We start from the raw sequence: 25392 nt of genomic DNA on the forward strand, positions 1-25392 counted from the left end.
CCATTATCCTAGTTTGATTATATCCATTTTATATAAAGACAAATGGTTGTCATCCTCGTATAATGAACTCAATATTTCATATATATTGGCAAAAAAGGGGGTTAGACGTATGTTAGAAAACAATATCCAAGTTTCGATCGTGAACTACCATCCCGACTATGCGCAATTAATTGCAGACATGTGGAATCGCAGTCAAGATTCATGGGGTGGGGGCACATCGGTGCGAACCGCTGAGCAAGTTATCCAGCAGGAAGCAAGTTCAGATAACTTAGCCTTATTTCTTGCCATATGCGCTGATGAAGTAGTTGGTTACTGCAGTTTATGCGAATTCCGTGATGATGTTGGAGCTTTATATATACAGCTGTTGAATGTTCGCCCGGACTTTCACGGTAAGGGTGTAGGCAAGCAGCTTGTGCTGCGCTGTGTTGAGGAGACGATACAGCGCGGTTGGAGACGTCTAGATCTTCATACGTGGGGATCGAACATGAAGGCAGTGCCGCTCTATAAGCGAACGGGCTTCTTCTGGGAAGAACGAGATGATCAGGTGCACTTGATGAACTTCATTCCGAATGTGGTGGCTTGTGAAGCGATTGCTCCTTATATGAAAGAGATAGATTGGTATAAGGATTCGACTCGTATGATTGAGGTCAAACCCGATGGTGAGGTTGATAATGGCTTCCATACTTACAGCTACACCTGGGAGAAGGATGGGCATCAACTGCGAGTGGACTTTGAGCGCCGCGGAAGAGGGATCTGTCTGATCGAGACAGAGGACTACCGCATATCCGCCCATGCCGAGTCAGCTGAACCTGTGTTTGGTAAGACCTATGCGATCGAATATCGAATTGTGAACAAATCCGGCGCTCCGCTGCAAATTGCCTTTCAAGGCGTGGACGACGGAAACATCAAGTTTGATTGGCAGCAAACTGTAAATGTCGTCGATGAGATGGTATTGAATTCCCGCTTCTACGTGGGCGAGATTGAGGAAGAGCCGCATGAATATCGTACTTGCCCTGCCGTTAAAGCCAATGTGCTCATAAACGGTCTGCAAGTCGATATGAAGCTGGGGGTCATTTCCCGCTTCCCGGCTAAGCTGAAGCTGCAAGTGCCTGATATCATGTATGCGCAGAATGGATGCTATGAATTCTATGTGGATGTAGAGAACCAATTTCCGAATGCCGCAGAGTTTTCCTTTATGTTGCCTGAGGTCCCGTGGATGGAGCTTGAAGTGGATCAGTTCTCAATCCGACTGGCTGCGAATGAGAAAGCATCCTTAACTGTTCCATTCCGACTCTTGGATTACGGATTCTATGAGCCGCGAATTGCAGTTGGATCTGTAACAGATTCAGGAGAAAGCGTGTCCTTCTCACGATCAATCGGCGGCGGTTTCGGAGGCCCTGGCGCCGTATTGCTCGGGGAAAGCGACTCTAAACGTTACGTGTTAAACGGTCGCAGTCGACTCGTTATGTTGAAGGACTACAATCAGATTAGCTTGTACAACGTTGGGCGTGAGCAGAATCGCATTGTCGCGCTATTTCCGCGAATCGGCCTGCCTTATTCAGGAGAGTTCGGCAAGAAGAAGCCGGAACGAGTAGAGCGGATTGAAATGAAAGGAGCAGCAGGCTATAAGCATACGTATCATTCGGATGCATTTTCAAGCCTAATGCTGCACACCTATACGCTGCTGCATGCTGACGGTACCGTAAAGATGTGGCAGGAGCTGGAGAATATCGGTGAGTCTCCTATATTAACCGACACCCGAGTATCTCAGCGAATCAATATGAGCTTGTACCGTGCTGTGCTGCCATATGAGGGCAGATATGTAGAGATGGAGACGACACATGGCAATGAATTCGATCATTGGGATTCTGACAAGTTATCCGAACCTTGGATCTTTTCACGCGGAGAGAATTCAGGACTAGGCATATGCTGGTCTGACTCACATCAGATGTCGTTTGGCAATTGGTTTATAGACTTGGAATCCGCTATTCCAGAACTGAAATCACATGAAACGAGAAGCACAGATACGATCACATTGACGATCGGCGGATTCGAAGACTGGCAGTCATTCCGCAGCTTTGCGCTCAAATCAAACGATCGGGAGCTACCAGCACCAGTCGTTCAGGATATTGAACTAGAGGTGAATCAGGGCAATCCATTCACTGCTTCATCTCGTGACGGAATATCGGTCGTGCTGCGCGACCTTAAGAAGAATTCATGGGAAGGCGAAGTCAAGGCTGAGCTAGCGGGCGCGGTACATAGCTGTTCCTTCTCAGCAGATGACGATCAAACGGAAGCCTCCTTCCAGCTTGACTCGCTGAATCAGGACTTCGAAACGTTACAGGTTGAAGCTAAGCTAGGAGTAAGGGATGAAGCTGTTCGAGCAGCCTTATTCAAGATGTCCGGCGGCATCGATTACTCACATACGGAGGATGCTGGTCACATTATCCAAGAAGCGGATAATGGAAAGATTCGCATATCCGCCGCCGCGGGATACTATTGCGGCCTTCGTTCTCTACAAGTGAACGGCCGTGAATGGCTCGATTCTGATTTCCCTAATTACAGCGCGAAGTCGTGGTGGAATCCATGGATTGGCGGGATCTATGATCAGGTATCCAATATGCGCGCTCATAATCTGATTCATGAAGAACGCTCCGGCGGGATCGCTCATATGACCGATCAGCATGGCAATGAATGGTCTGGTATTCGTATGAGTCAGAGCATAAATGAACACAAAGTGTTTAAGGGTCTGAAGTGGGATACCTACTACATGATGCTGCCTGGGGTTCCGGTGCTGGCTATCGTTACTGATGTGCATCAGCATACGGGCACGTATTTGGAAGAGGATCGAAACTGGTATACTCAGATGTTCCTTCAGCCAAGAGAAGATCAGGATCACGGCTGGCTTCGTACGTATTCGGTTAACGGCAGTCCTATACGCTATCTTCTGGGTCAAGGCGAATTGTATGCTGAGGAATCCATACATTATGCAATCGGTCATAACGGCGAGCCGGATATCATACACATTGTGACCGATGAATATCGAGTTAGTCCAACGATGCAGAGCAATAAGGATGTTAGTGTACTATCCTTTTCACGCAAGCTAGGTATACCTCATGGGAAAATTGTGCGATTGGCTCCGATCATTCTTGTATTTGCTGATGAGCTGCTGCCAGAGAGTTCATTGAGCTCAATGCGTGGACTTACATTTAAGTTGCAAGATAAGCATGCACTAGTCAAAGGAGTATGATCGAATGAAGATTATTGACGCGCACATGCACTTATCGAACATTCATTCATTTTACAAGACTGCTGTTCGTTCAGGGATCGATTATTCGCTTGAAGGAATTCTGAAAGAATATGCTGATAATGATGTCGTGCTCGGAATCGGAATGGGGGTTACGGAGACGCTGCATGAAGGGTTTCCTGATCGCGGCTCCAGGACTCCAATGGGTCTCGATCTGGAAGAGAATCTGCCTCCACAACTTGTGTACTGTCCGGGTATCAATCCATTTACGCTGGATCAAGCCGCACTTGATGCGCTTGAACTCAGCCTGAAGAAGCCTGATGCTGTAGGGATTAAGATTTACCTCGGGTATTATCCGTACTATGCATACGATGATGTGTATCAGCCGGTGTATGAGCTTGCGAAGCAGTATAAGGTACCTGTCGTATATCATACAGGCGATACGTATTCGGAGCGCGGCTTATTGAAATACGCCCATCCCTTGACGATCGATGAAGTGGCTGTTCAGCACCGTGAGGTTAACTTTATGATGGCTCACTTAGGAGATCCTTGGGTGCTGGATGGTGCAGAAGTTGTGTATAAGAATCGGAATGTATATGCCGATCTGTCTGGATTAATGGTGGGGGATGCGGTGAACTGCAAGCGGCTGAAGGATTCACCACTCTTTTTCTCGCATCTGCGTCACGCGCTTGTCTATTGCGATCATTATGATAAGCTGCTCTTCGGGACGGACTGGCCGCTCGCGCCAGTACGCTCCTATAAGGAGTTTGTAATGGAGCTTATTCCTGCGGAGTATCATCAAGATGTGTTCTTTAATACCGCTGTGCGAGTATTTCCTAAAATTGCACCGATAGTTAAATAAGACAAGAGTTGACCAAGCTCATCTGATTTAATATTGGATGAGCTTGTAAGTTAAAAAGATGTTAACATATAATGTGTTATGTAAACTATAAAGCGAAAGATAAAGTAGAGCCGCAAAGGCTTACAATGATAATGCTGTGAAGGGGATTGTAAAGTGATCGATACAAGGACAAAATTCGTGCAGGACTTGCAAAGAATTAAGGAAGAGAATTACGCTCTTCGTGAGGGGGAACAAGTACAGGATTTCTTAACTCTTATGCTGCAATATATCGGTGATCCTCAGCCGGAAGTTCGGGATGATCTTATCTATCCGACATTTTATGTATGGATTCATGAAAAGGATATGCTTACTGAAGTGGAACTACGGAGCCTTCTTGCTGTTCTAACCGATGGACAGCATTTGTTCTATCATATTGGCAGCGAGGGCGACCAGACTGTATTTACACGGACTTTCTCTATGCTGCCCATAGCTTTAATTGTGCAGCGGCACAGGATGAAGCCGTTTCTGGATTTCTCTGATTTCCAGCATGTGAAAGATTCGCTGCTTCGCTATTATAAAGAGGAGAGGGATCTTCGCGGCTATCTGCCCGAAGGAGGCTGGGCTCATAGTGCAGCCCACGGAGCGGATGCATTGGATGAACTGGTACAGTGCTCAGAGAGCGATGCAGCGGTGCAGCATGAGGTTCTTGCTGCGATCAAGGGGATTCTGCATAACGGGACTCATATATTTAACGATGAAGAAGATGAGCGGATCGCCACCATCGTTGATACGATGATTATCACGGGCGCACTTCCACAGCAGGAGATTGCGGACTGGATCAGCGGCTTGGCAATATGCGATTACCAGACGAATAACCGTGAACAGGTGATCGCCCGAGTGAACAGCAAGAATTTTCTGCGCTGTCTTTATTTCAGAAGGGGACAGGTTAGTCGAGAGAATTGTCATGCTATTGCCATCCTCGCCACCGAGGCCAAATTAAACAAGTTTGCGATAAGTAAGTATTGATTTCACTCGATATTTACTGGGTGCTCCAATCATCATTCTTGGCGTCATCATACTGCATCCAGTCTTCTTCGATCGATGCTGCTTGAATCTCATCTGCTCCGATACAATAGTAGGCATAACCTTCTTCTTCGTGCTTCTTAAGCGCCCGTTCCTTCACATACTTCGGACTTGCTTCTCCTGCATCTTCATCATAGACGAGCAGGATGCCATCCGTTTTGCGAAATAACAGCTCGTCACGAGCGATAAACTGCCATTTGCCTTGATAGGGTTGATTGCTGACTGCTGCATAGTAATCTAAGCTGCCTACAATCTGCTGAAAATACGCTTTCTTATCCTCATTCCACTGCTCCTCAGGATTGCTAAATGCGGATAGAATAGAGCATCTCAACTGCGGATACTGAGACTTCAGCGAGATTGCTGCCTCACATGCCCAGAGATCAACACCGTATTGGCCCGGGGTTATAATCCATTCCAATCCTTCATCCAGAAGCGGGATCAACCTTGCGGTAATGGCCTTCTTGATATATTCAATTCCTTGATGCTTGCTGCCGTATATGCCGAGCTCATGCGCGCGATAGCCAGTGATGAACAAATTCTTCAAGCTTAACCGCCTCCTTGCATTGAAATAACGTCCTGCTGTGTTTACATCATACCTTGTTTTGATGCTAGGGTCACGTCGACTCTTGACAGCACCAAGAAATAACAAAACGGCAGACCGAGGGAGTTCCTCATCCGCCGTTCAGATATCGGTTTACTGCAGTATAGATTTTTAAGCCGTTATTGAGTTACAGGATCCGCGTATTGTTTGCCAAGGGTATCAACTGTAACTTTTTTTATAACTGGCGGTGTAGTAGGGCGATCACTCTTGTCTCGATCCAGCGCTACGATCTCATCAACGACTTCCATGCCTTCCGTTACTTTGCCGAAGGAAGCATACTGGCCGTCCAGATGCGGAGAATCTTCAGTCATGATGAAGAATTGAGAACCTGCTGAATCCGGGAAATTGCTTCTCGCCATAGATAATACGCCGCGTGTGTGCTTCAGATCATTTTGAAATCCGTTACTTGTGAATTCACCTGCAATAGAATAATTTGGACCGCCCATACCGGTACCTTCAGGGTCTCCACCTTGAATCATAAAGCCGGGGATTACACGATGGAATATAGTTCCATCGTAGAAGCCTTTATTCGCGAGCGAGATAAAGTTGTTGACGGTGTTAGGTGCGACTTCCGGGTACAGTTCGGCCTTGATCTGCTTGCCGTTGTCCATCTCAATCGTTACAATCGGATGGCTTGCATTCGGATCAGGTACATTCAATTTAGAATCCGTATCGGTTGTATTCTGATTGCTTGCGCTGCCCGTTGTGGAATCAGAAGCAGCTCCATTGCTTTCTTTGTTCTTATCTCCACAGCCAGTTACCACCAACATTAATGTTAGGACGACAACAAGTATGGAAAGAGTTCCCTTGCGATGTTTCATGTTACGTTCCTCCTAAATGTAATTCTAGAGTTCCATGAGTTGTATCTTACCACATGTCGAACACCGTCGAGAAGTGAATGGGGAAAGAAACCATTCAATTTAAGGATAAAAAATTCTTAATGTTGGCTCGTGAGCATGTAGCAGATAAGTAATGTAGTATACCGAATAAATATTATGTAAACAACCATACAGCAAGCAATGTGACATTTTACAGTAAACACCAATAAAAAACTCCTCTCGTACATATCTGAAATCATGCATAGTAGAGGAGCTAGGTTATGGGCATTGACTAACGAAAGCTAATCTTTGCTGTTTGGCTTATACAGAAAACGTGATACAGCTATACCTATCGTCCCGAGACCGATAAACAGAACAGCGCGTATGGCCGTTGAGACGTCGGGAAGATCAATCAATATGACTTTCGCCAATGTCAGGAATAAGAATAATAAGCCTGCTAGGCGTACTTTCTTCCGGTCTGCTACCACGCCATAGGCTGTTACTGATATCGCAAAGGCAACCCAGACAGTGGACAAGAGCAGGTGTTGGAGATCATAGGACAGCGATTCCGTCAACACATTCGTGATCTGTGTCAGGAAGAGCAAGAGCAGGAATGCATTCCCCCAAGCAATTAGTCGAGCAAGTGAATGATTAGCGATCACATAGATCCAGGACAAGGTTGCCATCAGCACGATCCAGCCAAGAGATTCTGCAGACCATACTTGCTCAATAGGTGTGCTAATTACGATAAATGCGCCTATCACGTAGATAATCGTTCCACTGATCTTCTGGAATCTTCCTTCATATTTCCTGTTTATATAGAGTACAAGTGCACCCAAGAGAAGGTAAGAAGCAGCTCGGAAATCAGTATGGACGATATCAAGCAGCCAGAGAAACCAGCTGAATGCAGCCACACTCATAAAGATGTCTATCTGCTTCTTTTGGGTGAAGCGCCAGTAAGAGGTTAAGGTGTATAAGATGGCTGCACAACTGATAACAATCGTATACACACCAGATATAAAGCCAACATTCAACACGTAGATCCAGCCCATCGTGACGAAGAAGCTAGTCAATAGAGTACCAGGGTGTTTAACGATCGCGCTGTTCAAGGAGGACTTCAGCGAGATCAGATAGATAATGAGATGCTGTAAGATAACAGCTGATGTAATGGCGATGCGAGCATCCTGACCAGAATAAGACACCATCATAAAGAATAATGGGAAGTGAAGTAAAAAGAAAGCAGTGTAATAGGATCCAGGGAATGAGTAATAGTGGGAGAGTATGATCATGGTGATGGAGAATATGACTTCAAACATAACAGGTACCCATATATTGATATCGGACGATTCGATAATAAATGGGATTAAGTATCCTGCAGCCATGCTTAAGAACATCAAGGATTCGGAACGGTAGCGTATGGATGTGTATACATTTATGGCGATTGAGCATCCATATGCGAGAAAGGCGAACCAATACGGGATAAGCCCGTACAGCATATGAGCAGCCGATACAGACAAGATGAATACACTTATAGATCCGCCAAGCAATACTTGTCCTAATGCCAGCCTATTTGCTTGCATCTGACGCCAGCCGAACCAGTACATGACCGCAGAAGCGGCAACTCCCATAAGGCAGCGAGCCGATTCGGTTATGAGGCCGGCACTGACGGCTGCCGTAAAGCCCCACAGTACACCAAGGAGTAGAACGAACATAAAGATTCTTGGAAGCCATACTCGTGTGAGCAGCACTTCCCAGTCTATCGATTTCTTTTCCATCTTCGGTAAAGCGGCAGTTGGATGATCAGGTTGAGCTTGCTGGTGCGATTTGAGCGGCTGCGTGCTTGCTATTGGTTCATGTTGTGCTTTTTGTTCATTAACGAGTATAACGGATGATGAAGCCGTAAGTGAGCGCAATTGATCCTGCATCAGTGCAAGCTCCAGCTCCAACTTTCGCACCTTTAACTCAAGTATTTCGATGCGGTTCTGTTGTTCGTTCGACAATCGTGCACCTCCAAATCAAATGTCAGATTATAGTCATTACTATAACATATGGAAGTGAAACCATTAAGCTATATTTAAAGCTTAATTAATCCGATATGTTCATGAAAATAGCAGAATGTCGCAGAATTGACTTGTCACCAGCCAATTCTGCGACATTCCTTGAATCATATTGCAGTTGTTCTTACCGTTATTCGCTACTAATCTGCTAACATTTAGTTTCCTACTGGAACCGTCACTGTAGCAGTAACCGTTGAGGTCAGTCCCGCATTATCAGTTACCGTATACGTTACCGTATATATACGGCCAGTTCCGCTTCCTGACCGTTCAGCCCTCAGCATAAACGAAATGTCAGGCGTTCCGTAATCGGCGTCTTGAATATCGTTAGTCGTATTTCCATCGTCAACGCCGTTATCATCTTCATTGCTGGTGATCGAGGTCAGCTCGAAAGAGGAGATACCTGATATAAGGTCACTATGCGTTATCGCGGCTGTAATAGGCACCATCTTATGATTCGGCTGCGACAAAACGGTTTTGTCCAAGCTTATTCCAATCGTTGGAGCTGTTTTATCAATCTTAAGCTGAATGAATTGGGGAACCTCCATATTACTCGCACTATCAATACCGCGATACTCTACAGTATGAACACCTTCCTCAGCTACGGTAAACGGAGTATTGTACACCATCCAATCTCCATTGTTGATGCGGTATTCTGTCCTGTTCGCACTTATCATATCACTGTAGGTGGCCATAGTTACGGTGACGTCAGATGTATACCATCCATTATTTCCATTCGGCGATGCGGGGTTCAGTGCAACGTTCGTCTTAGGACCTGACGTAATCAGCAGATCAATCGTTGAGGTCGCGGTGCCGCCGGATGGATCGGTGACAATAACCTGGAATTGATCCTTGCCGGTATAATCTTGATTTGGTGTGTAAGTCCATTTGCCGTCAACATTCACATCTACCGAGCCATGAGAAGGTGAGGATCCCAAAGAATAGGTTAGAGGATCTCCATCCGCATCCGTTCCTAGAACGATACCGCTGACTGTTGTATTCATCAAGGTGGTGTATGTTGAATCGGTTACGGTCGGCGGTTCATTTTCTTGGAACAGCGAGCTTTGGATGTACGCTATTCGCAGATCTTCCGCATCATAACGCAGTTCAAACCAACCGTTGACATGCTGGTACAACGCGTCAATCTCCGCAGCGTTCATACGATCTAGATTCGAAATATTGCTGCCTTTTGCTTGACCTTCAGTTATTAATGGCTGGAGATAACGATTATAGAAATTCTCATCATCCATACTGCCATTAAGCCAGGTTGAGCTTAGTTGAGCGGCTGTCGTGTTAAATTTATCCCAACCTTTGCGAATAATATTTTTCTGAATGGCCATACGCTGTTCTGCGGTCGGCGCCTGAAAATCAAGTGTGTTGAATTTTCCTACTTGATGCACACGTCCTCCCCAAGTAGGAGAGAAGCCAGCAGGCGCCCAACGGATCATACTGAACATCCAGTCCTCGCCATTAAGCGGTACATAGTCATAGTAGGTCTCCCAAGGAATCGTGATCACAGTGCCCCATCCAGTAGGGATCTCTTCGTTAACTACGGTCACATTGCCTTTGAGTGGACGGTTGCTGCGATACTCCGTTTGCCATTCGTAATATTCGATCGGGCTGTCATTGGTAGGCACAATCATCTGGTGGTAGGGAAGATCATCAAGCCCCGTTTGCAAGAAGAACTCTATGGAACTGTTCTTCAATACGCCATTTGTTTCCCTTTCCGGCTCGTTGGACTGGAAGAAGATGTAGATCCCATCCTCGTTGTAGACGATATAGAATCCGGTATCGCGATTACCGCCAGGCACGATCGGGGTTTCTACCCAATATTGGACGAATCGGTTTTCCTTATAGCTCGGATTATTGAAATAGCTGCTGTTATACCAGTCCGATGGTGTTGCCAAATGTTCAGTCGTATAATTCACATGGTAAACCAGCTTATTCACGTTCTGCGCAGCAATCGCGCTCGGCATATCTGAAAAGATGAGCGGGAACGTTAGCATTAGCATCAGCAGGCATCGTAACGTTTTCTTCACCAACAATATCTCCTCCTTATTCCGCTTGGGCTAGGTTGAGCATTTTCATAATATGCTGGATCATTTCGTATCGGATCATATCTGAACTGGTTGAGCGCTCATCCGTTTCCTCCAGCCAAGCTAAAGCTTTGGTGGCAGCAGCGATGCGAGCCGCATCACCAGAACCGAGCGCGTCTTGCGCGACCTGCTTGAGCTTAGTCGCATAACGGATATCGTCGATGCCTTCGCGGAATCCTTCCCAAGCAATCGTGTCGATTATATCCGTACGCGTCGGATAAACGAAGTTGAAGGCACGGAACGTGGCATCTATGTACTCGCCCCATACGCTGACGTCTTGACTCTCGAAGAACCAGATGTAGTTGAATGTCGCATCATAATTCGCTTTATACAGCCACATGCCGTGACGCTGGCGCATAAAATCCGGGTTCTCCGGTCCTGAATGCGGGTAAGCGTAGTTCGTGATTAGCTTATCGCTGCCTAGCGCATGCCATGAGGCCGCTTTCTCACGAGTTGGCTCTCCAGCCCAGTCTAAATATTCCTCCGTGATCGGAAGCTCTAAGTGTGACGCATTGCCTGTCGCGAACACTTTGGCACCTATGTCTTCCTTAATATACTTCCAAAGAGGCTGCTGCCACAGCAATCGATTCCATTCCGCTTCATCCCAGCCATCAAAGTATATGTTGGTATGGCCGACTGCTGCCGAGACGGTATTAAACGTCTGTCGAATGTATTCCTTCGCAGGCTCTAGCGTTGTCAGATAGGCGTTGTACTTGCTCTCCATCGTAGCTCGATTCGCATCTGTCGGATTCGCTTCATAAGCTCGCTTCGCAATTAAATAACTGCTCCATATGCTGTAGTATTCATTCGATGTAAACGCAGGCCCAACGCCAAAGAGCGGATTAAGATCCAAACCAGCTTGCTCCATCAGTTCAAGCTGGCGGAGAAAGATCTGAGGACGGTTGACTTCAAATGGCATGTTAGGCGGCAGGTTCAATACGTTATGCTCCGCTAGATTGCGATAGTGGTTCATTAGCGTCTTTTCAGCCAGTGCTGTATTTCCACCGTTCGCGTTCAGTGCATTCTTCAGCGTGGAGCCATGCATCATCATGACGTAGAAATCCTTGTTGAGGTCATAATAGGTCTTCGGATCAGGCAGCTCGAACGGCAGGACGTGAATGTTGAGCTTCAACTGTCCAGCAAGGGCTCCGTTAGCTGTTATATCAATCGTTCCTTTGTATACACCTTCGGGAGTACCGCTTGGCACCTTCGTCGTGATCCACATCTGCTTCGATTGTCCTTGCTTCAGCGCGATCGGCAGCAGCACCGGGCTGTCTTCAACAGGTTGAGTCCAACGATTGAAAGGCTTAGGGGGGCTTCCAGATATGTCTACATATTGCGATCCTGCCGGATAATCGACTCTCAGGAAATTTTTATGCTGAACGTCGTCCGCTAAGACCAGATTCTCATCGTGCAGAAGAAGTTCGGGTGTAAGCACGTCCTTGGTATCGTCAAAGAAATAGCTTTGCCAAGCGGTTCCGCCTTGGTACCAAGTCTTCACCACGTGCATGTCAACAGAGCTTGCCGGGATCGTGCCGCCATTTCCTTGAAGGTCATGGATCGTAAAGGTGACAGAGTCAACATTGCTTAGCGGAGCAAGAACAAACGATGCAGCCTCGAATTCACCTTGCGCGGATACGATCTTCAGCTGATCGCTTACTTTACCGTCATCAGGGAGGGTATCAGGCAGTCGCATTTCTGGACTTAGCGCCGCCGCTGAATATACGATGAAAGGGGTGTTAGCCCAAGGCTGAGTGGAGCCGCTGTCATTCGTATCTTTCGCCAGCTTCAGAGCGTACTTTAATGCCTTGTCGGTTGCCTGACCTTGTACATTGGAAATCTCCGCAGCACTCAACACGGAATTGGCTTGATCGCGAACACTTTCTAGAAACTGTTTCAATAGCGGACGGTTTGTCGCTGCGATAGAGGAATTGAGTTTGTTTACTTGAGCGGATAGATCGCTTCTCGACCAGGTTTCACCTGCGGCATGAACCGCCGCAGGCAATCCGATCGAAGTTAGCATCATCAGCATCGTACAGATCGTGATAGCAGCCAATAATAGGCGCTTTCGCATCATTTAACCTCCCAAAAACCTAATCGTTCGTCGCGGTTATCGGTCCTTTCTCAGCACGGCGATCACATCAATCTCAACGAGCAGGTCAAAATTCAATTCGCAATAAATGAGAGTACGAGCAGGATATGGCTGGGGGAGAAGTTTGGAGTAGATTTGATTAAATGGCTCATAATGGTTCCGGTCTGTTAAGAAGACATTGACTTTAACGATATCCTTTAAGCCCAAGCCGGATTGAGACAGAATATGTTCAATATTGCGAATAGTCGCAACGGACTGCTCCTCAAGGTCACCTGACACAATCTCTCCAGTAACTGGATCCAAGCCGGCTTGACCTGATACAAACAGCAACGTTTCTGATTGTGAAGTGTTAGAGAAAGGGGGGGCATCTGTTCCATACTTCGGTATATTATCGCTCAACACTTATTTTCCTCTCCAATCCTGATTCAATAATGGACGAGCAATATAAGAGAAGGAGAGGCTGCCTGAGATAAACACAACAGCCTCATTCTCTCTCCGTGGTCCTAATCGTTGTCGAAACTGAAACTTACCACCCTAATTGTTTGCGGGCTTCAGCTGCATTTTTATTATATTTTTCAACGAACGGTGCAATCTCGTTAAAGTCTCCTCCTTTAACAAGCGCGGTATTAACTCTACCAAGAACACCATCCATTAAATACTGAAACTCCGTAATTGCAGAGTCTCTTGAGAAGACAGGCATATTGCCGTTCATCTTGATGGCTTCCACATTTTTGCCTTTCCATACCTCGACTTGATCATAATAGCTGTCTAATTCCGGAGTTCTCACGAATGCGCCGGATCCATTTTCAATCATGACCTTCTGTGCTTCATCACTGAACAAGAAGCTAATATACATAAAGGCTTCTTCTTTATGCTTGGATGCTTTCGGGATTGCAATAGCACCAGCTTGATGAACAGTAGCTTGAGTAACCTTTCCCTTCGGCATTGGGAGGACATCCCACTCGAATTTCGCGTTCTCTTTCAAGCCTGGCAAGTACCAGTCTGCTCCGATCATAAATAAGAAATTGCCCTTATAGAATGCGCCATCCTGATCAAAGCCTAACGATTTGGCTTCTTCTGGAGTAGGCTGGATATGCCATTTGGTTATTAATTCTTGTACCCACTTCAAATCGGCAATTACACCAGGCGTGTTCACTAAATTTGTTGTCATATCTTCACTCATCAAACGATAGTTTGCAGCATTGCCGTTCGCGATAGGCATGATCATAGCCAAATCGCCAGCCACGCCGATTCCGCCCCATTCGTTTGCGCTAGAGTTTGTCGCTTTTTTAGCCATTTCGAGAAATTGATCATAAGTCCAATCGTTTGAAGGCATCTCTTGACCGGATTTCTTCAGCAGGTCTTTGTTGACAACGACCCACATCGGGATATCGGAATATGGGATTGTATATTGCTTGCCTCCAACTTGAAACGCTTCCAAGAATCCTGGAACTGTTTTTGCATTTTTAATTCTCTCGTCCTTCTGAACATAAGGGGTCAGTTCTTCCAATAGGTCGCCGCTCATCCATTCGACTAAGCCGTTGTCCAGGAATAAGAGGTCTGATTCTTCACCGGCGACTATATTTTTGATGATTCCGCCATTAATCTTCGTAACAGGCTCAATGGTGATCCATGGATACATCTCATGGAACTTATCAAACAAGGCTTGGTTAGGTCCGACAAACCAAGTGTGCAGCTTCAAGGTTACCGGATCTTTCTTCTCGGGTTCGGGTGTAGGAGTAGGAGCAGGTGCAGGATCTGTTTTCTTCTCTTCGGTTTTAGCAGGCGGTTCATTAGAATTATTCGTTGCGGTATTGCCACCGCCTCCGGAACAGGCCGTTAAGACGAGTAAGAAGGTGAGTACGACGAGCAATGAACTCCGCAGCTTGAACTTGCGTGATTTCATTCGAATTCCCCCTAAGAAATAAAATAGATTCAAGTACATCAAGCACTGGATTCTGTTTCCTTCTGGAATGTCTGAGCAGATTGGACTTCAGCGAGTCCTGTCATCATCCTCCTTATGGAATAGTTGGAACTCTGAGTATCGCGGCTATAAAATGTATGAGGTGGTATAATGTGGATGTTGTTCTTGAGACGATTTTAACACGTTTGATTTTCATGTCAACAAACATTCTTCACATATGCTAAAAATATTTTTCGTTTTATTCATGTACATGAAATGATTTTATATTTACGATGATTATTTTATTTGTTATTATTATCCTAATATATGGGAATGCGGAAAATTTCTCAGTTCATGGGGGTATCGATCTATGGCAAACGTAGAGTTCAACCACGTGTACAAATACTACAAAGGAGAAAGTAATCCTTCAGTCCATGATTTTCATTTAACCATTGAAGATGGTGAATTTCTCGTCATGGTTGGACCTTCCGGATGCGGTAAGTCAACTACGCTGCGCATGTTAGCGGGCTTGGAGGAAGTAACCAAAGGAGACATTTATATAGATGATAAATTTATAAACTATGTATCTCCTAAAGATCGTGACATTGCGATGGTGTTTCAAAATTATGCGTTATACCCGAACCTGACCGTATATGAGAATATGGCTTTGGGCTTGCAGCTGCACAAGGTCGCGAAGCATGATATTGAGCTGCGGGTAAATCGAGCGGCCAGAATGCTCGAAATCACACCGTATCTAACTAAGAAGCCGAATCAATTGTCCGGAGGCCAGAAGCAGAGGGTAGCGTTAGGACGCGCGCTTGTGCGTGAACCGAAAGTTTTTTTGATGGATGAGCCGCTCTCGAACCTTGATGCCAAGCTTAGAACGCAGACTCGTATGGAAATCAGCAAGCTGCATAAGCAGTTGAATACCACGATGGTGTACGTGACGCATGATCAGACAGAAGCGATGACCATGGGCACGAGAATCGTTGTTATGAAAGACGGAAACATTCAACAGGTAGCAGCTCCTCAGCGATTGTATGACTCCCCAGACAACCTATTTGTAGCAGGATTTATCGGCACTCCTCAGATGAACTTTCTTCAGGGGACTATAGAAACTCACGACGGCGACTATTTCTTCGAGAATAAGCGATTGAAGCTGCAGATCCATGACTCCCACATACATCACATCAAGTCTGCCAAGAGCAGTAGGAGAGAGGTGATTCTGGGGATTCGTCCAGAATACGTCGCTTGCGAAGGCGGGGCTCTTGATGCATATCCACAATGGCAAACTTCAGCAACCATCGACATGATTGAGCCTATGGGCTCCAATACGTTCTTATATGCAACAATAGGTGATGATACAGTAATATCTCGAGCGGAGCCTTATACGCCGATTCAATCGGGCGAGACTATAAAGCTTGTGATCCGGATGGATAAAGCTCATTTGTTTGATCGTGAAAGCGGTGTATCCTTGGCAGCTCGGGGGGATCGGTGATGACGAGAGTAAGAAGTAGGTGGCTTGCCACTGTAGGTCTACTGCTAATCTTTATCATCCTAATGTTGATATGGCGTTCACTGTCTGCTAAAGCAGAAGTATTCCCAGAGATCAATAAGGAAGCGCTTTATAACATCATAAACGCTTCAGAGAACAAGCAGATGTCCTATTATCAATGGCAAATGAGCGATGATTACAACCAGTTAAAGCCGATACCTGAACACCAAGCTGAGACCGTCCTTCTTGCTAAGGATTATTCGGCTTCAGCAGAGCAGTCTAATTTCGTAGTTCGCCATGATTCGGATAAAGATGCGCTTGTTGTAGATTGGAATGATCAAAAGGGGTGGCTAGAATGGAAATTCGATGCACCCGAGGACGGCTTGTACGAATTGACTATCGATTACTTGCCGATTAAGAGCAGCTACTCGCCCATCATACGCGGAATTCAGATCGATGGAAAGTATCCGTTCGCCGAGGCGGAACGAATCAAGCTGGATCGCAAGTGGCAGGACAGTCAGTATCCATACGAACGCAATGCGATCGGCAATGAAATCCGTCCTATTCAAGCGGAGGTGTTGGCTTGGAGCTCGTCCCGAGTCTCAGATTATTCGGTATCAGCGGAGCCTCTGCGCTGGGCGCTTAAGAAAGGGACTCACACGATCCGTATGATTGGCGTAAAGGAACCTGTGTCCCTATTTTCACTAACATTGTCAGCGCCAGATCGTATTCCGACCTATAGCGAATATGCCGCACGGAACGATACGAGCGGCAAGATGGATGATTGGTTTCAACTAATAGAAGCGGAGCAGGTAAAGCTGAAATCATCGGCCAGTATTCGCACGCTAAGCGTTTCCGAGCCGTTTGTGCAACCTGACCCGAAGGGACATATCGTCTATAACGCGATTGGCGGGGACTCATGGAAGGACGCGGGCGAAACACTTGAGTGGGAGATTACTGTGCCGCAAGCCGGACGATTTGCAATCGATGCGAAATATTTTCAAGGCTACAATGGGCATTCCAGCGTTTATCGAACGATCAAAATAGATGGTAAAGTACCGTTTCAAGAGATGCTGCATTATAGGTTTGAGCCGAATTCTGAGTTGAGTATCAAGCCATTGTCAGACGCAGACGGGAATGCCTATCAATTTTATTTGACCGAAGGAACACATCGTCTCAGCATGATTGCGGATACCTCGCTCGTTCGTCCCGCCATTCTAGCCTTGAATGCATTGAATGAACGAATGACGGATATGGAGTGGGATATACGTACGGTGTCTGGCAATTACGGCTTTGGTTCTGGGCAGAACTTGGACTCTAGCCGTGTCTGGGAGATGAGCCGTTATGACCCGGAGCTAGAGTCCAAGCTGCAGTCCTTATACAACGACCTGCGGACCGTTCGCGATTATATGAATTTCTTGAATCAAGCTGTGACCGATTCGACAACAGCGCTCAGCTCTTCCATGAACAAGCTTGAAACTTTGATTGATGATGTTAATAACATACCGAATAACATCATCGCATTCTCGGATATGAGATCCAGTATTAATACGTGGATCAAGCCGATCGAGAGACAGAAGATACAACTGGATTATCTTGTCGTCCGCGCTCCCGATACGAGACCGGAATTACCATCGCCGAATGCATGGGATAAGACAGCTTATTCGGTTTCGAACTTCTTCCGCACCTTCGTACAACGCTACGACTCCAACGAACCACTAGATGACGACGCACTTACGATATGGGTACAGCGCGGGCGCGACTACTACGATCTGCTTCAGTTCATGATCGAACAGGACTTTACACCCCAGACAGGAATAAAAGTGAACGTTAACCTGATGCCTGACCAGAAGGTGCTGCTGATGAGCAGCGCAGCGGGAACTCAACCCGATATTGCGCTGGGAGTAGGGATGGAGACGCCAATTGATTTTGCTATGCGCGGAGCAGCGCAGGACCTGTCCATACTTCCCGGATTTGAAAAGGTAAACAGCAGGTTTAACCCCGGCGTCATGCGTTCTTATACCTTCGAAGGTGGAACATACGGCTTGCCTGAAACGCAGAATATGAACATGATGTTTGTTCGGACGGATCTATTCGAGGAGCTTGGGCTACAGCCGCCGGAAACTTGGGATGATGTACTGACCCTATTACCGACTCTGCAGGAGCACGGTATGACATTTTTGTATCCGAGGCTGCCGCTCACCAATAGGCCTTTTATGCCGCAAAAGCATGATTTTATCACAGCTTTCAGCCAGCAAGGAGCGGAATTATATACCCCAGACGGCTTGAAGCCCGACCTTGCGTCAACCGCAAGCTTAGATGCTTTCAAGCAATGGACGGATTGGTATACGAAGTACGACTTGCCGAAAGATGTGCCGGTGTTCTTCAATCATTTTCGGTCAGGAGACATACCAATCGGAATCGACGATATCAGTACCTACATTCAGCTGACTGTGGCGGCGCCTGAGCTAGCAGGGCATTGGAAGATGCTGCCGATGCCAGGAGTCAAGCAGCAGGATGGCACGATCTCGCGCTGGACCTCGCTCGGAACCACCTCGGCCTTCATGCTGAAGCAGAGCGATAAGCAGGATGATGCGTGGAAGTTCCTGGAGTGGTGGACATCGGATGAAACGCAAAGTCGATATGCCAATGACATCGAATCGTTTGCCGGAATCGAATATCGATGGCATACAGCTAATATTGCAGCGATGCAATCAGTCACTTGGCCGGAAGAAGATCTATCGGTGTTGAATGAGCAGCTGGCATGGGCGAAGAACATGCCGTTCGTGCCGGGATATTATTTATTACCGCGTGAAATGGACTTTGCCTGGAACGAAGTTGTGCTGAACGGCAAGCCACCTAAAGAAGCACTAGAGAGAGCGTATCAATCCTTAACACGAGAGATGACTCGCAAACAGCTAGAATTCGGCATCACTTCAGAAGATGATCTGTCCATTACCCCATACGATAAACCGTATAGAAGGGAGTAGGCCATGAATACAGCACCATTCCCTCAAGATGGCGCAGCCGAAATCGTGAAGTCGAGGCCAACGTCACCGCGAGCTGTTCGACGCATCAAACGGTTTGCGAATGAATGCTGGAAGAGCCGCATGTCTTATCTGTTTCTGGCGCCCTTCATGCTTTGTTTCCTATGCTTCATCCTGATTCCGGTATTTATAGCGGCATTCCTCAGCTTCACGAGCTTTAACGGCATTGAATTTCCGCGATTTATCGGCTTGAGCAACTTCATCAACCTGCTGACACAGGATCTGACATTTATGAAATACACACTGCCCAACACGTTGAAATTTGCGGTTATCGTCGGACCTGGAGGCTATATCCTTTCATTTATATTTGCATGGTTGATCCATCAGCTTCCGAGCCGTATACGCGATGTGTTTACTTTAGCGCTGTACGCTCCCTCCATGGTTGGAGGGGTTGCTCTATCGGTTATCTGGGTTGCAACCTTCAGCGGTGATCGGGTCGGGTATCTGAACAATGTTCTGATGAGAATGGGATTACTAGATACGCCTCAACTATGGCTGCAGGATCCGAAGTATTTAATGTGGGTCATGATCATCGTATCATTGTGGACCAGTATGGGCGTAGGCTTCTTGGCCATGCTAGGCGGCTTGCAAACCGTCAATACCGAGCTGTACGAAGCGGGCAGAATTGATGGAATCAAGAGCAGTCTGCAGGAGGTTTACTATATCACGATCCCATCTATGAAGCCTCAGATGCTGTTCAGCGCGGTTATGGCGATTGTCGGTACGTTGAAAGCTGGCGCTATATCCACACAGCTGACGGGTCAGACGATTACGCCGCAATATGGAGGACATCTCATTACGAATCACATCGATGATTATGCTTTTCTAAGATACGAATGGGGCTATGCCTCGGCTTTATCGGTCGTATTGCTGATACTGAGTTATGGCTTGATGAAGCTAAGCTATGCCTTATTCAGAACGAAGGAGGACGAATAGGTGATGCGCAAGTTTCGCAAGCATGTGACCTTATCCCGAATTGTTCTCATCGTCTTCTTAAGCTGCATCGGTGTATTCATGCTGCTGCCGATCATATTTTTGTTCAACAATGCGTTTAAGCCGTTAAATGAACTGTTTTTGTTTCCGCCAACGATATTCGTGCAACAGCCGACACTGCGCAACTTCGAGCAATTGCTGCTGCATACTGCAGCAGGAGTCGTTCCGTTTACCCGCTATTTGTTCAACAGCATTCTGATTTCCGGTATAACACTCGCGGTGGTTGTGCTGGTCAGTACGATGGCGGGGTATGTACTGTCGAAGCATCGGTTTCATTTTAAAGGACTGATCATGGCGCTCATTATGATATCGCTCATGTTTGTACCCGAGACGGTCATGATTCCGCGCTATCTGGTGATGAGCGGCATGCATCTTACCGATACTTACTTCGCGCACATTCTGCCTTTTATCGCTTCTCCTGTAGCCGTATTTCTTATGAAGCAATTCATTGATCAGATTCCAAACGACTTAGTGGAATCCGCTAAGCTGGACGGGGCAACAGATATGACGGTGTTTACTCGCATCATTATTCCTTTAACTGCTCCTGCAGTGGCAACGATATGTATTATTACGTTTCAGGCCGTCTATTTGGATACCGAGACGTCATCGCTATACACGACGAGTGAGACGATGAAGACGATGGCTTATTATGTAACAGCGTTTACTTCTAACGTTCCAGGCGTTGCAGCAGCTAGCATATCCGCAGCAGTGGGCCTTCTCATGTTCGTGCCCAACCTGATCCTATTCCTGTTGTTTCAACGGAAAATGATTCAAACGATGCTGCATTCAGGCGTGAAATAAGATGGGGAGGTTGGCAAGATGAAACGTAAAATGAAAATCTTGTTGTCATTGTGCTTACTATGCTTGTTCTCCCCGTCGATTGCAGCTGCGCAAATACCGTACGATACGTTCTTCATCGATGTCCAAACAGGTCAAGCGATCATGACCCAGCCTCTATATGCGCCGGATAAGATCATTGACGGGAACAGCATGGGAACCCAGCTTTCCAGTCCATCCGATATCTATATAGCTAGCAATGATTATGTGTATATCGCGGATACCGGCAATAATCGAATTGTGGAGCTGGACCCATCCGGCAACTATATTCGCAGCATCGGCGATCAGGACGGATTAGGCAAATTGAATCAGCCCGAAGGGGTGTATGTGGCTGATGACGGCACCATATATGCTGCTAATACTGGCGACCAAACGATCGTGAAGTACAACGCGAACGGGGAAGCCGCGCAAGTATTCACGAAGCCGGATTCGCAACTGCTGTTCGAGGATTATCACTTTCTACCGACTAAGCTGGTCGTTGATCAGCGCGGCGTGATGTATATCGTCGTGAAGGATACTTACCAAGGGCTGTTTCGGATGAACGCCAAGGGAGAGTTTACCGGATTCTTCGGAGCTAATAAGACTACTCTTACAGGGATGGATCGATTCAAGCGTTTCATCCTTTCGAAGGAGCAATTGGCCAAAGAAGCAGCGAAGCGTCCGAGTTCGATCGTCAATGCTACGGCTACACCAGAACACTTCGTTCTGACAGCGACCGCTGGCAAAGACGATGGACAGATCAAAAAGCTGAATGCCGGCGGGGCGGATGCGTTCAAGAACAAGGACTTCTGGGAAGAGCAACTAGTTGACGTAGCTATTGATGAAAATGGGTTCTTGTATGGCATGGACCGAGAGTTCGGCATGATCAGCATTCATGAACCGAACGGGACGACACTGATCAACTTCAGCCAGGGCAATAAAAATGCGCGTCAGCTTGGCATCACGAGCTTTCCAACCAGCATTGCCGTCAACAGCAGCAAGCAATTATGGGTAGCCGATAGCGCATTGAATATGATTCAAGTGTTCAGCCGAACAAGCTTCGGCGATTCCTTTCTAACTGCAGCTAAGCTGTATTACGACGGTGATTATGAAGCAAGCAAGCCCTACTGGGAAGAAGTGATTCGCGAAAACGGAATGCTGGATATCGCTTATAACAGCTTAGGCAAAGCAGCTCTTCAAAGAGGCGATTATCCTAAAGCGATCGCCAACTTCAAAGCATCTCAGGATGCCCTTGGCTATTCCGATGCATTCTGGAATGTCCGCTATGATTGGATGCAGAAACATTTTATACTTGCGCTGGTTGTTGCCGTCATTCTAGGATGGATTCTTGTCTATTCAACTCGTAAAGGGTATCGATACGCACGATCAAGAACATGGCCGAGAAGAGTACAGCGATACAGCACCGAGCTGAGAGATGCTGTCTACTTGATCGCGCATCCGTATGAGGGCTTCTATCGCCTGAAGGAGCGCCAGATATCTTCGTTCATCGTTTTCCTCATCTTAATGATGGCAGCAGGTGTTCATGTGTTGTCCTTGTTCGCATCCGGATTTGTCGTGAATCAATTCGACCTTGCTAGTATTAATATTAAGTTCTCGATCGGCATCATGATTGTTCCGTGGGCTACATGGGTCGTCGCCAACTATCTAGTAAGCGCGGTCAAGGGCGGAGAAGGCAGGTTCCGAGAAGTATTCCAAGCGAGCACGTATGCGCTCGTACCTTATATCGTCATGACGATTCCGATCATTCTACTGACCAATATCATCGTGTTTGAAGAGATGATTGTGGTTGATCTGATGAGGCAGGTGATGTGGATCTGGATTATCGTGCTGTTCTTTGTTATGACGCAGGTTACTCATAACTTTGACTTTATGGAGACGGTGAAGATTGTTCTGATTACATTGTTTACAGTTGCTGTTATCTGGATCTTCTTCACGATCATGACAGGGCTGACGATCAACTTGCTGGACTTTATGAAGCAGCTTTACCAGGAGGTGACCTTCAGTGGCTAATGCAGCGAATGTGGCTAAACGATTATGGCCAAACAGCGTAACGCTGAGGTTCTTAATAGGGCTGGCGACAGCCATCTTCATGATTGCAATCATCATCGTGATCGTGAGATGGGATCGGTTACCTGAGCTGGAGGAAATGAATATAGCAGCTCCGACATCTATGTCATTCAAGGTTCAGCAAGCAGAAGCATGGACACCAACCGATGTTCAAGCTGATGGCTTTACGAAGGCGGCGGATAATGAACGTTATACACTGCTGATTGATCCGAAGACGAGTCAGATCGCAGTGCGCAGCAAGGAGAATGGCTATGTATGGAGGAGCAATCCAACTCCGGAAAGCATAGCACAAGAAACGGTCAAGGGCGCATTTCTCGAAAATCTTCAATCTCCATATGTGCTGGAATATGTATCGGAGGGAGAAACGAGAAAGATCCAATCCAATGCGCTGGACACGAAGATGAAGGCTAGCTATATCTCGATGGAAGGCGGCATTCAGGTTACCTACTCGTATGAGCAGGAGGAGCTGTCGTTTGTCATTCAGTATCTACTAACGGAGGACGGCCTGGAAGTGATCGTTCCTGATGAAGGGATCAAGGAAGCTGGCACATTCAAGCTGTATTCGCTAGATATTCTACCATTCTTTGGAGCCGTATCGGGAACGGAGGAGGACGGATATCTGTTCGTGCCGGACGGTCCGGGAGGTCTTATTCATTATGACTATGAGCGTCCAGCGGTCGTTAAGGGATATGAATTCGCCATATACGGAGATGATCCATCGAACTTAAAGGAGCACAATATGTGGTCGGTGCAGCGGGAAGCGATCAGCTACCCTGTATTTGGCTTAGTTCGCGGCGATCAAGCTTTCACAGCTATTGTGGAGGAAGGTAAATATACAACAACGGTCAAAGCCCTTCCATCCGGAATCGCAGGATCCTATCATTCGTTGAGCGCCAGCTTCAAGTACCGTAACGAGTTCGGCCGCAGGGTCAGCGGCTTAACGAACGAAGTCGTGAACACGATCCAGAAGGAACGGATGAAGTCGGATCACCGTGTACAATTCCGATTTCTAACCGGTGAGAATGCGAATTATGTAGGGATGGCGAAGGCTTACCGCAGCTATATGCTGAAGAACGGCTTGCTTGCGGACACGATGCAGGCAGCGAATGAGATCCCGCTGCAGCTGGCGATTGTCGGCGGAGGAACCAAAGCTAGATTCGGCGGGTACAGCTACGAACCAGCAACGACATTTGAGCAGGCTGGCCAGATGATCGATGACATCATGAAGCAGGGTATCTCCAACATAACCGTAACATACCAAGGCTGGCAGGATAGTGGACGTATGTATTCGGATCAACGGCTGCCCATACAATCGAAGTTAGGCGGAACCGAAGCTGCCAAGAAATTTATCGAGAAGATGAATAAGAACAGAATTAACGTATTGTTCGAAGACTTCATCGGTTGGAAGAACGAGGACTATACCCAATTCTCGATCAAGTCGGACGGTGTCCGCAGTATTGATACGACGGTGCTTCAAGAAAAGTACGGCATGATGGGAAATGAAAGCATATTTGGCAGTATGAAAACACGTTTCATCGTAAATCCGATTCTGGCTATTCGCAAACAAAAGGATGTCATTGATGAGCTAAAGGATATTGGCGTTAACGGAATATTGTATACGGATGGGCCGGGGAATCTGGTCTATACCGACTATCAGACGAATGAGCCTCTGACTAGAGCCGATACGGCATATTATTATAATGCGCTGCTGGATTACACGAAGAAACAGCTTGGGACGGTTGGTGTTGCTCGAGGCCATGATTATTCGTTAAATCATACCGATTATGTTGAGGACATCACTTCCTCTCCAAGCTATGACTTTATGGTTGATGAGACGGTGCCGTTCTACCCAATGGTCATTCATGGCTCGATTCCGTATACGACCGCTCCGGCAAATTTGCGAGAATCCTACGAAGATGACTTCCTGAGAGCTATTGAATATGGGGCAGTTCCATACTTCAAATTGACCTATTTGCCTAGTCGAGTGTTGAAAGGTACGGACTATGGATATGTGTACAGCAGTGAATTTGCTGTCTGGAAGGATCGCCTTGTTGAGGAATATCAACAATTCAATAGGCTGGCAGCAGTATACAATCAGCAAATGATCAATCATAAGAAATTGTCCGACAAGGTCTATGTGACGACTTACACGGATGGAACACAGGTGACTGTGGACTACAATACGAAACAATTCAACGTGACTGAAGGGGGGAAATAG

The 25392-nt window shown here is 46.7% G+C and carries 16 protein-coding genes; 9 read left to right on the forward strand and 7 right to left on the reverse strand.

The features are described 5' to 3' along the window. The first annotated feature begins 109 nt into the window (after positions 1 to 109). The 3 genes from AC3WTP_RS10730 to AC3WTP_RS10740 all read left to right on the forward strand — a co-directional run bounded on the left by AC3WTP_RS10730 (position 110) and on the right by AC3WTP_RS10740 (position 5114). Entirely contained in the window at positions 110 to 3250 is a 3141-nt protein-coding gene (locus tag AC3WTP_RS10730; protein WP_492394600.1) for a GNAT family N-acetyltransferase, read from the forward strand. Positions 3251 to 3254: 4 nt separating this feature from the next. After that, a complete protein-coding gene (locus AC3WTP_RS10735) occupies positions 3255 to 4109 on the forward strand; it encodes an amidohydrolase family protein (RefSeq protein WP_492394601.1) in 855 nt (284 codons plus the stop codon). A 153-nt stretch (positions 4110 to 4262) separates the two neighbouring features. Further along, a complete protein-coding gene (locus AC3WTP_RS10740) occupies positions 4263 to 5114 on the forward strand; it encodes a DUF2785 domain-containing protein (RefSeq protein ID WP_492394602.1) in 852 nt (283 codons plus the stop codon). A gap of 13 nt (positions 5115 to 5127) precedes the next feature. Here the strand turns inward: AC3WTP_RS10740 and AC3WTP_RS10745 are convergent, their stop codons facing one another. From AC3WTP_RS10745 to AC3WTP_RS10775, 7 genes are all read right to left on the reverse strand, one after another. After that, entirely contained in the window at positions 5128 to 5715 is a 588-nt protein-coding gene (locus tag AC3WTP_RS10745) for an SLOG family protein (RefSeq protein ID WP_492394603.1), read from the reverse strand. Positions 5716 to 5891: 176 nt separating this feature from the next. Continuing rightward, entirely contained in the window at positions 5892 to 6593 is a 702-nt protein-coding gene (locus AC3WTP_RS10750; protein ID WP_492394604.1) for a peptidylprolyl isomerase, read from the reverse strand. A 299-nt stretch (positions 6594 to 6892) separates the two neighbouring features. After that, positions 6893 to 8590: a DUF2339 domain-containing protein gene (locus tag AC3WTP_RS10755; protein WP_492394605.1), complete on the reverse strand. Its 1698-nt coding sequence runs from the start codon at positions 8588 to 8590 to the stop codon at positions 6893 to 6895. 212 nt (positions 8591 to 8802) lie between these two features. After that, positions 8803 to 10683 carry an Ig-like domain-containing protein gene (locus AC3WTP_RS10760; protein ID WP_492394606.1) on the reverse strand — a complete coding sequence of 627 codons (1881 nt, stop codon included), beginning with the start codon at positions 10681 to 10683 and terminating at the stop codon, positions 8803 to 8805. Positions 10684 to 10699: 16 nt separating this feature from the next. Beyond that, on the reverse strand, positions 10700 to 12817 hold the full coding sequence (locus AC3WTP_RS10765) for a hypothetical protein (protein WP_492394607.1): 2118 nt from the start codon (positions 12815 to 12817) through the stop codon (positions 10700 to 10702). Between the two features lie 33 nt (positions 12818 to 12850). Then, positions 12851 to 13231, reverse strand: a complete 381-nt coding sequence (locus AC3WTP_RS10770) for a RidA family protein (RefSeq protein ID WP_492394608.1) — start codon at positions 13229 to 13231, stop codon at positions 12851 to 12853. A gap of 127 nt (positions 13232 to 13358) precedes the next feature. Then, complete coding sequence (locus AC3WTP_RS10775; protein WP_492394609.1) at positions 13359 to 14738, reverse strand: extracellular solute-binding protein; 1380 nt, start codon at positions 14736 to 14738, stop codon at positions 13359 to 13361. 367 nt (positions 14739 to 15105) lie between these two features. On the opposite strand from AC3WTP_RS10775, the gene AC3WTP_RS10780 reads away from it, so the two are divergent. From AC3WTP_RS10780 to AC3WTP_RS10805, 6 genes are read left to right on the forward strand one after another with little or no spacing between them, the layout of a single operon-like run. Next, positions 15106 to 16233 carry an ABC transporter ATP-binding protein gene (locus AC3WTP_RS10780; RefSeq protein WP_492394610.1) on the forward strand — a complete coding sequence of 376 codons (1128 nt, stop codon included), beginning with the start codon at positions 15106 to 15108 and terminating at the stop codon, positions 16231 to 16233. Then, positions 16233 to 19220 carry an extracellular solute-binding protein gene (locus tag AC3WTP_RS10785; RefSeq protein ID WP_492394611.1) on the forward strand — a complete coding sequence of 996 codons (2988 nt, stop codon included), beginning with the start codon at positions 16233 to 16235 and terminating at the stop codon, positions 19218 to 19220. The genes AC3WTP_RS10780 and AC3WTP_RS10785 overlap by 1 nt, the downstream gene beginning before the upstream one ends. Before the next feature lie 3 nt (positions 19221 to 19223). Further along, a complete protein-coding gene (locus AC3WTP_RS10790; protein WP_492394612.1) occupies positions 19224 to 20213 on the forward strand; it encodes a carbohydrate ABC transporter permease in 990 nt (329 codons plus the stop codon). Positions 20214 to 20216: 3 nt separating this feature from the next. Then, positions 20217 to 21071 carry a carbohydrate ABC transporter permease gene (locus tag AC3WTP_RS10795; RefSeq protein ID WP_492394715.1) on the forward strand — a complete coding sequence of 285 codons (855 nt, stop codon included), beginning with the start codon at positions 20217 to 20219 and terminating at the stop codon, positions 21069 to 21071. A gap of 18 nt (positions 21072 to 21089) precedes the next feature. Beyond that, the gene (locus AC3WTP_RS10800; protein ID WP_492394613.1) at positions 21090 to 23117 is read left to right on the forward strand and encodes a YIP1 family protein; all 2028 of its coding nucleotides are present in this window, start codon (positions 21090 to 21092) and stop codon (positions 23115 to 23117) included. Then, a complete protein-coding gene (locus AC3WTP_RS10805; protein ID WP_492394614.1) occupies positions 23110 to 25392 on the forward strand; it encodes a DUF5696 domain-containing protein in 2283 nt (760 codons plus the stop codon). Before AC3WTP_RS10800 ends, AC3WTP_RS10805 begins: the two co-directional genes overlap by 8 nt.

The sequence above is a fragment of the Paenibacillus sp. EB106-04-04-XG159 genome (assembly GCF_058791835.1).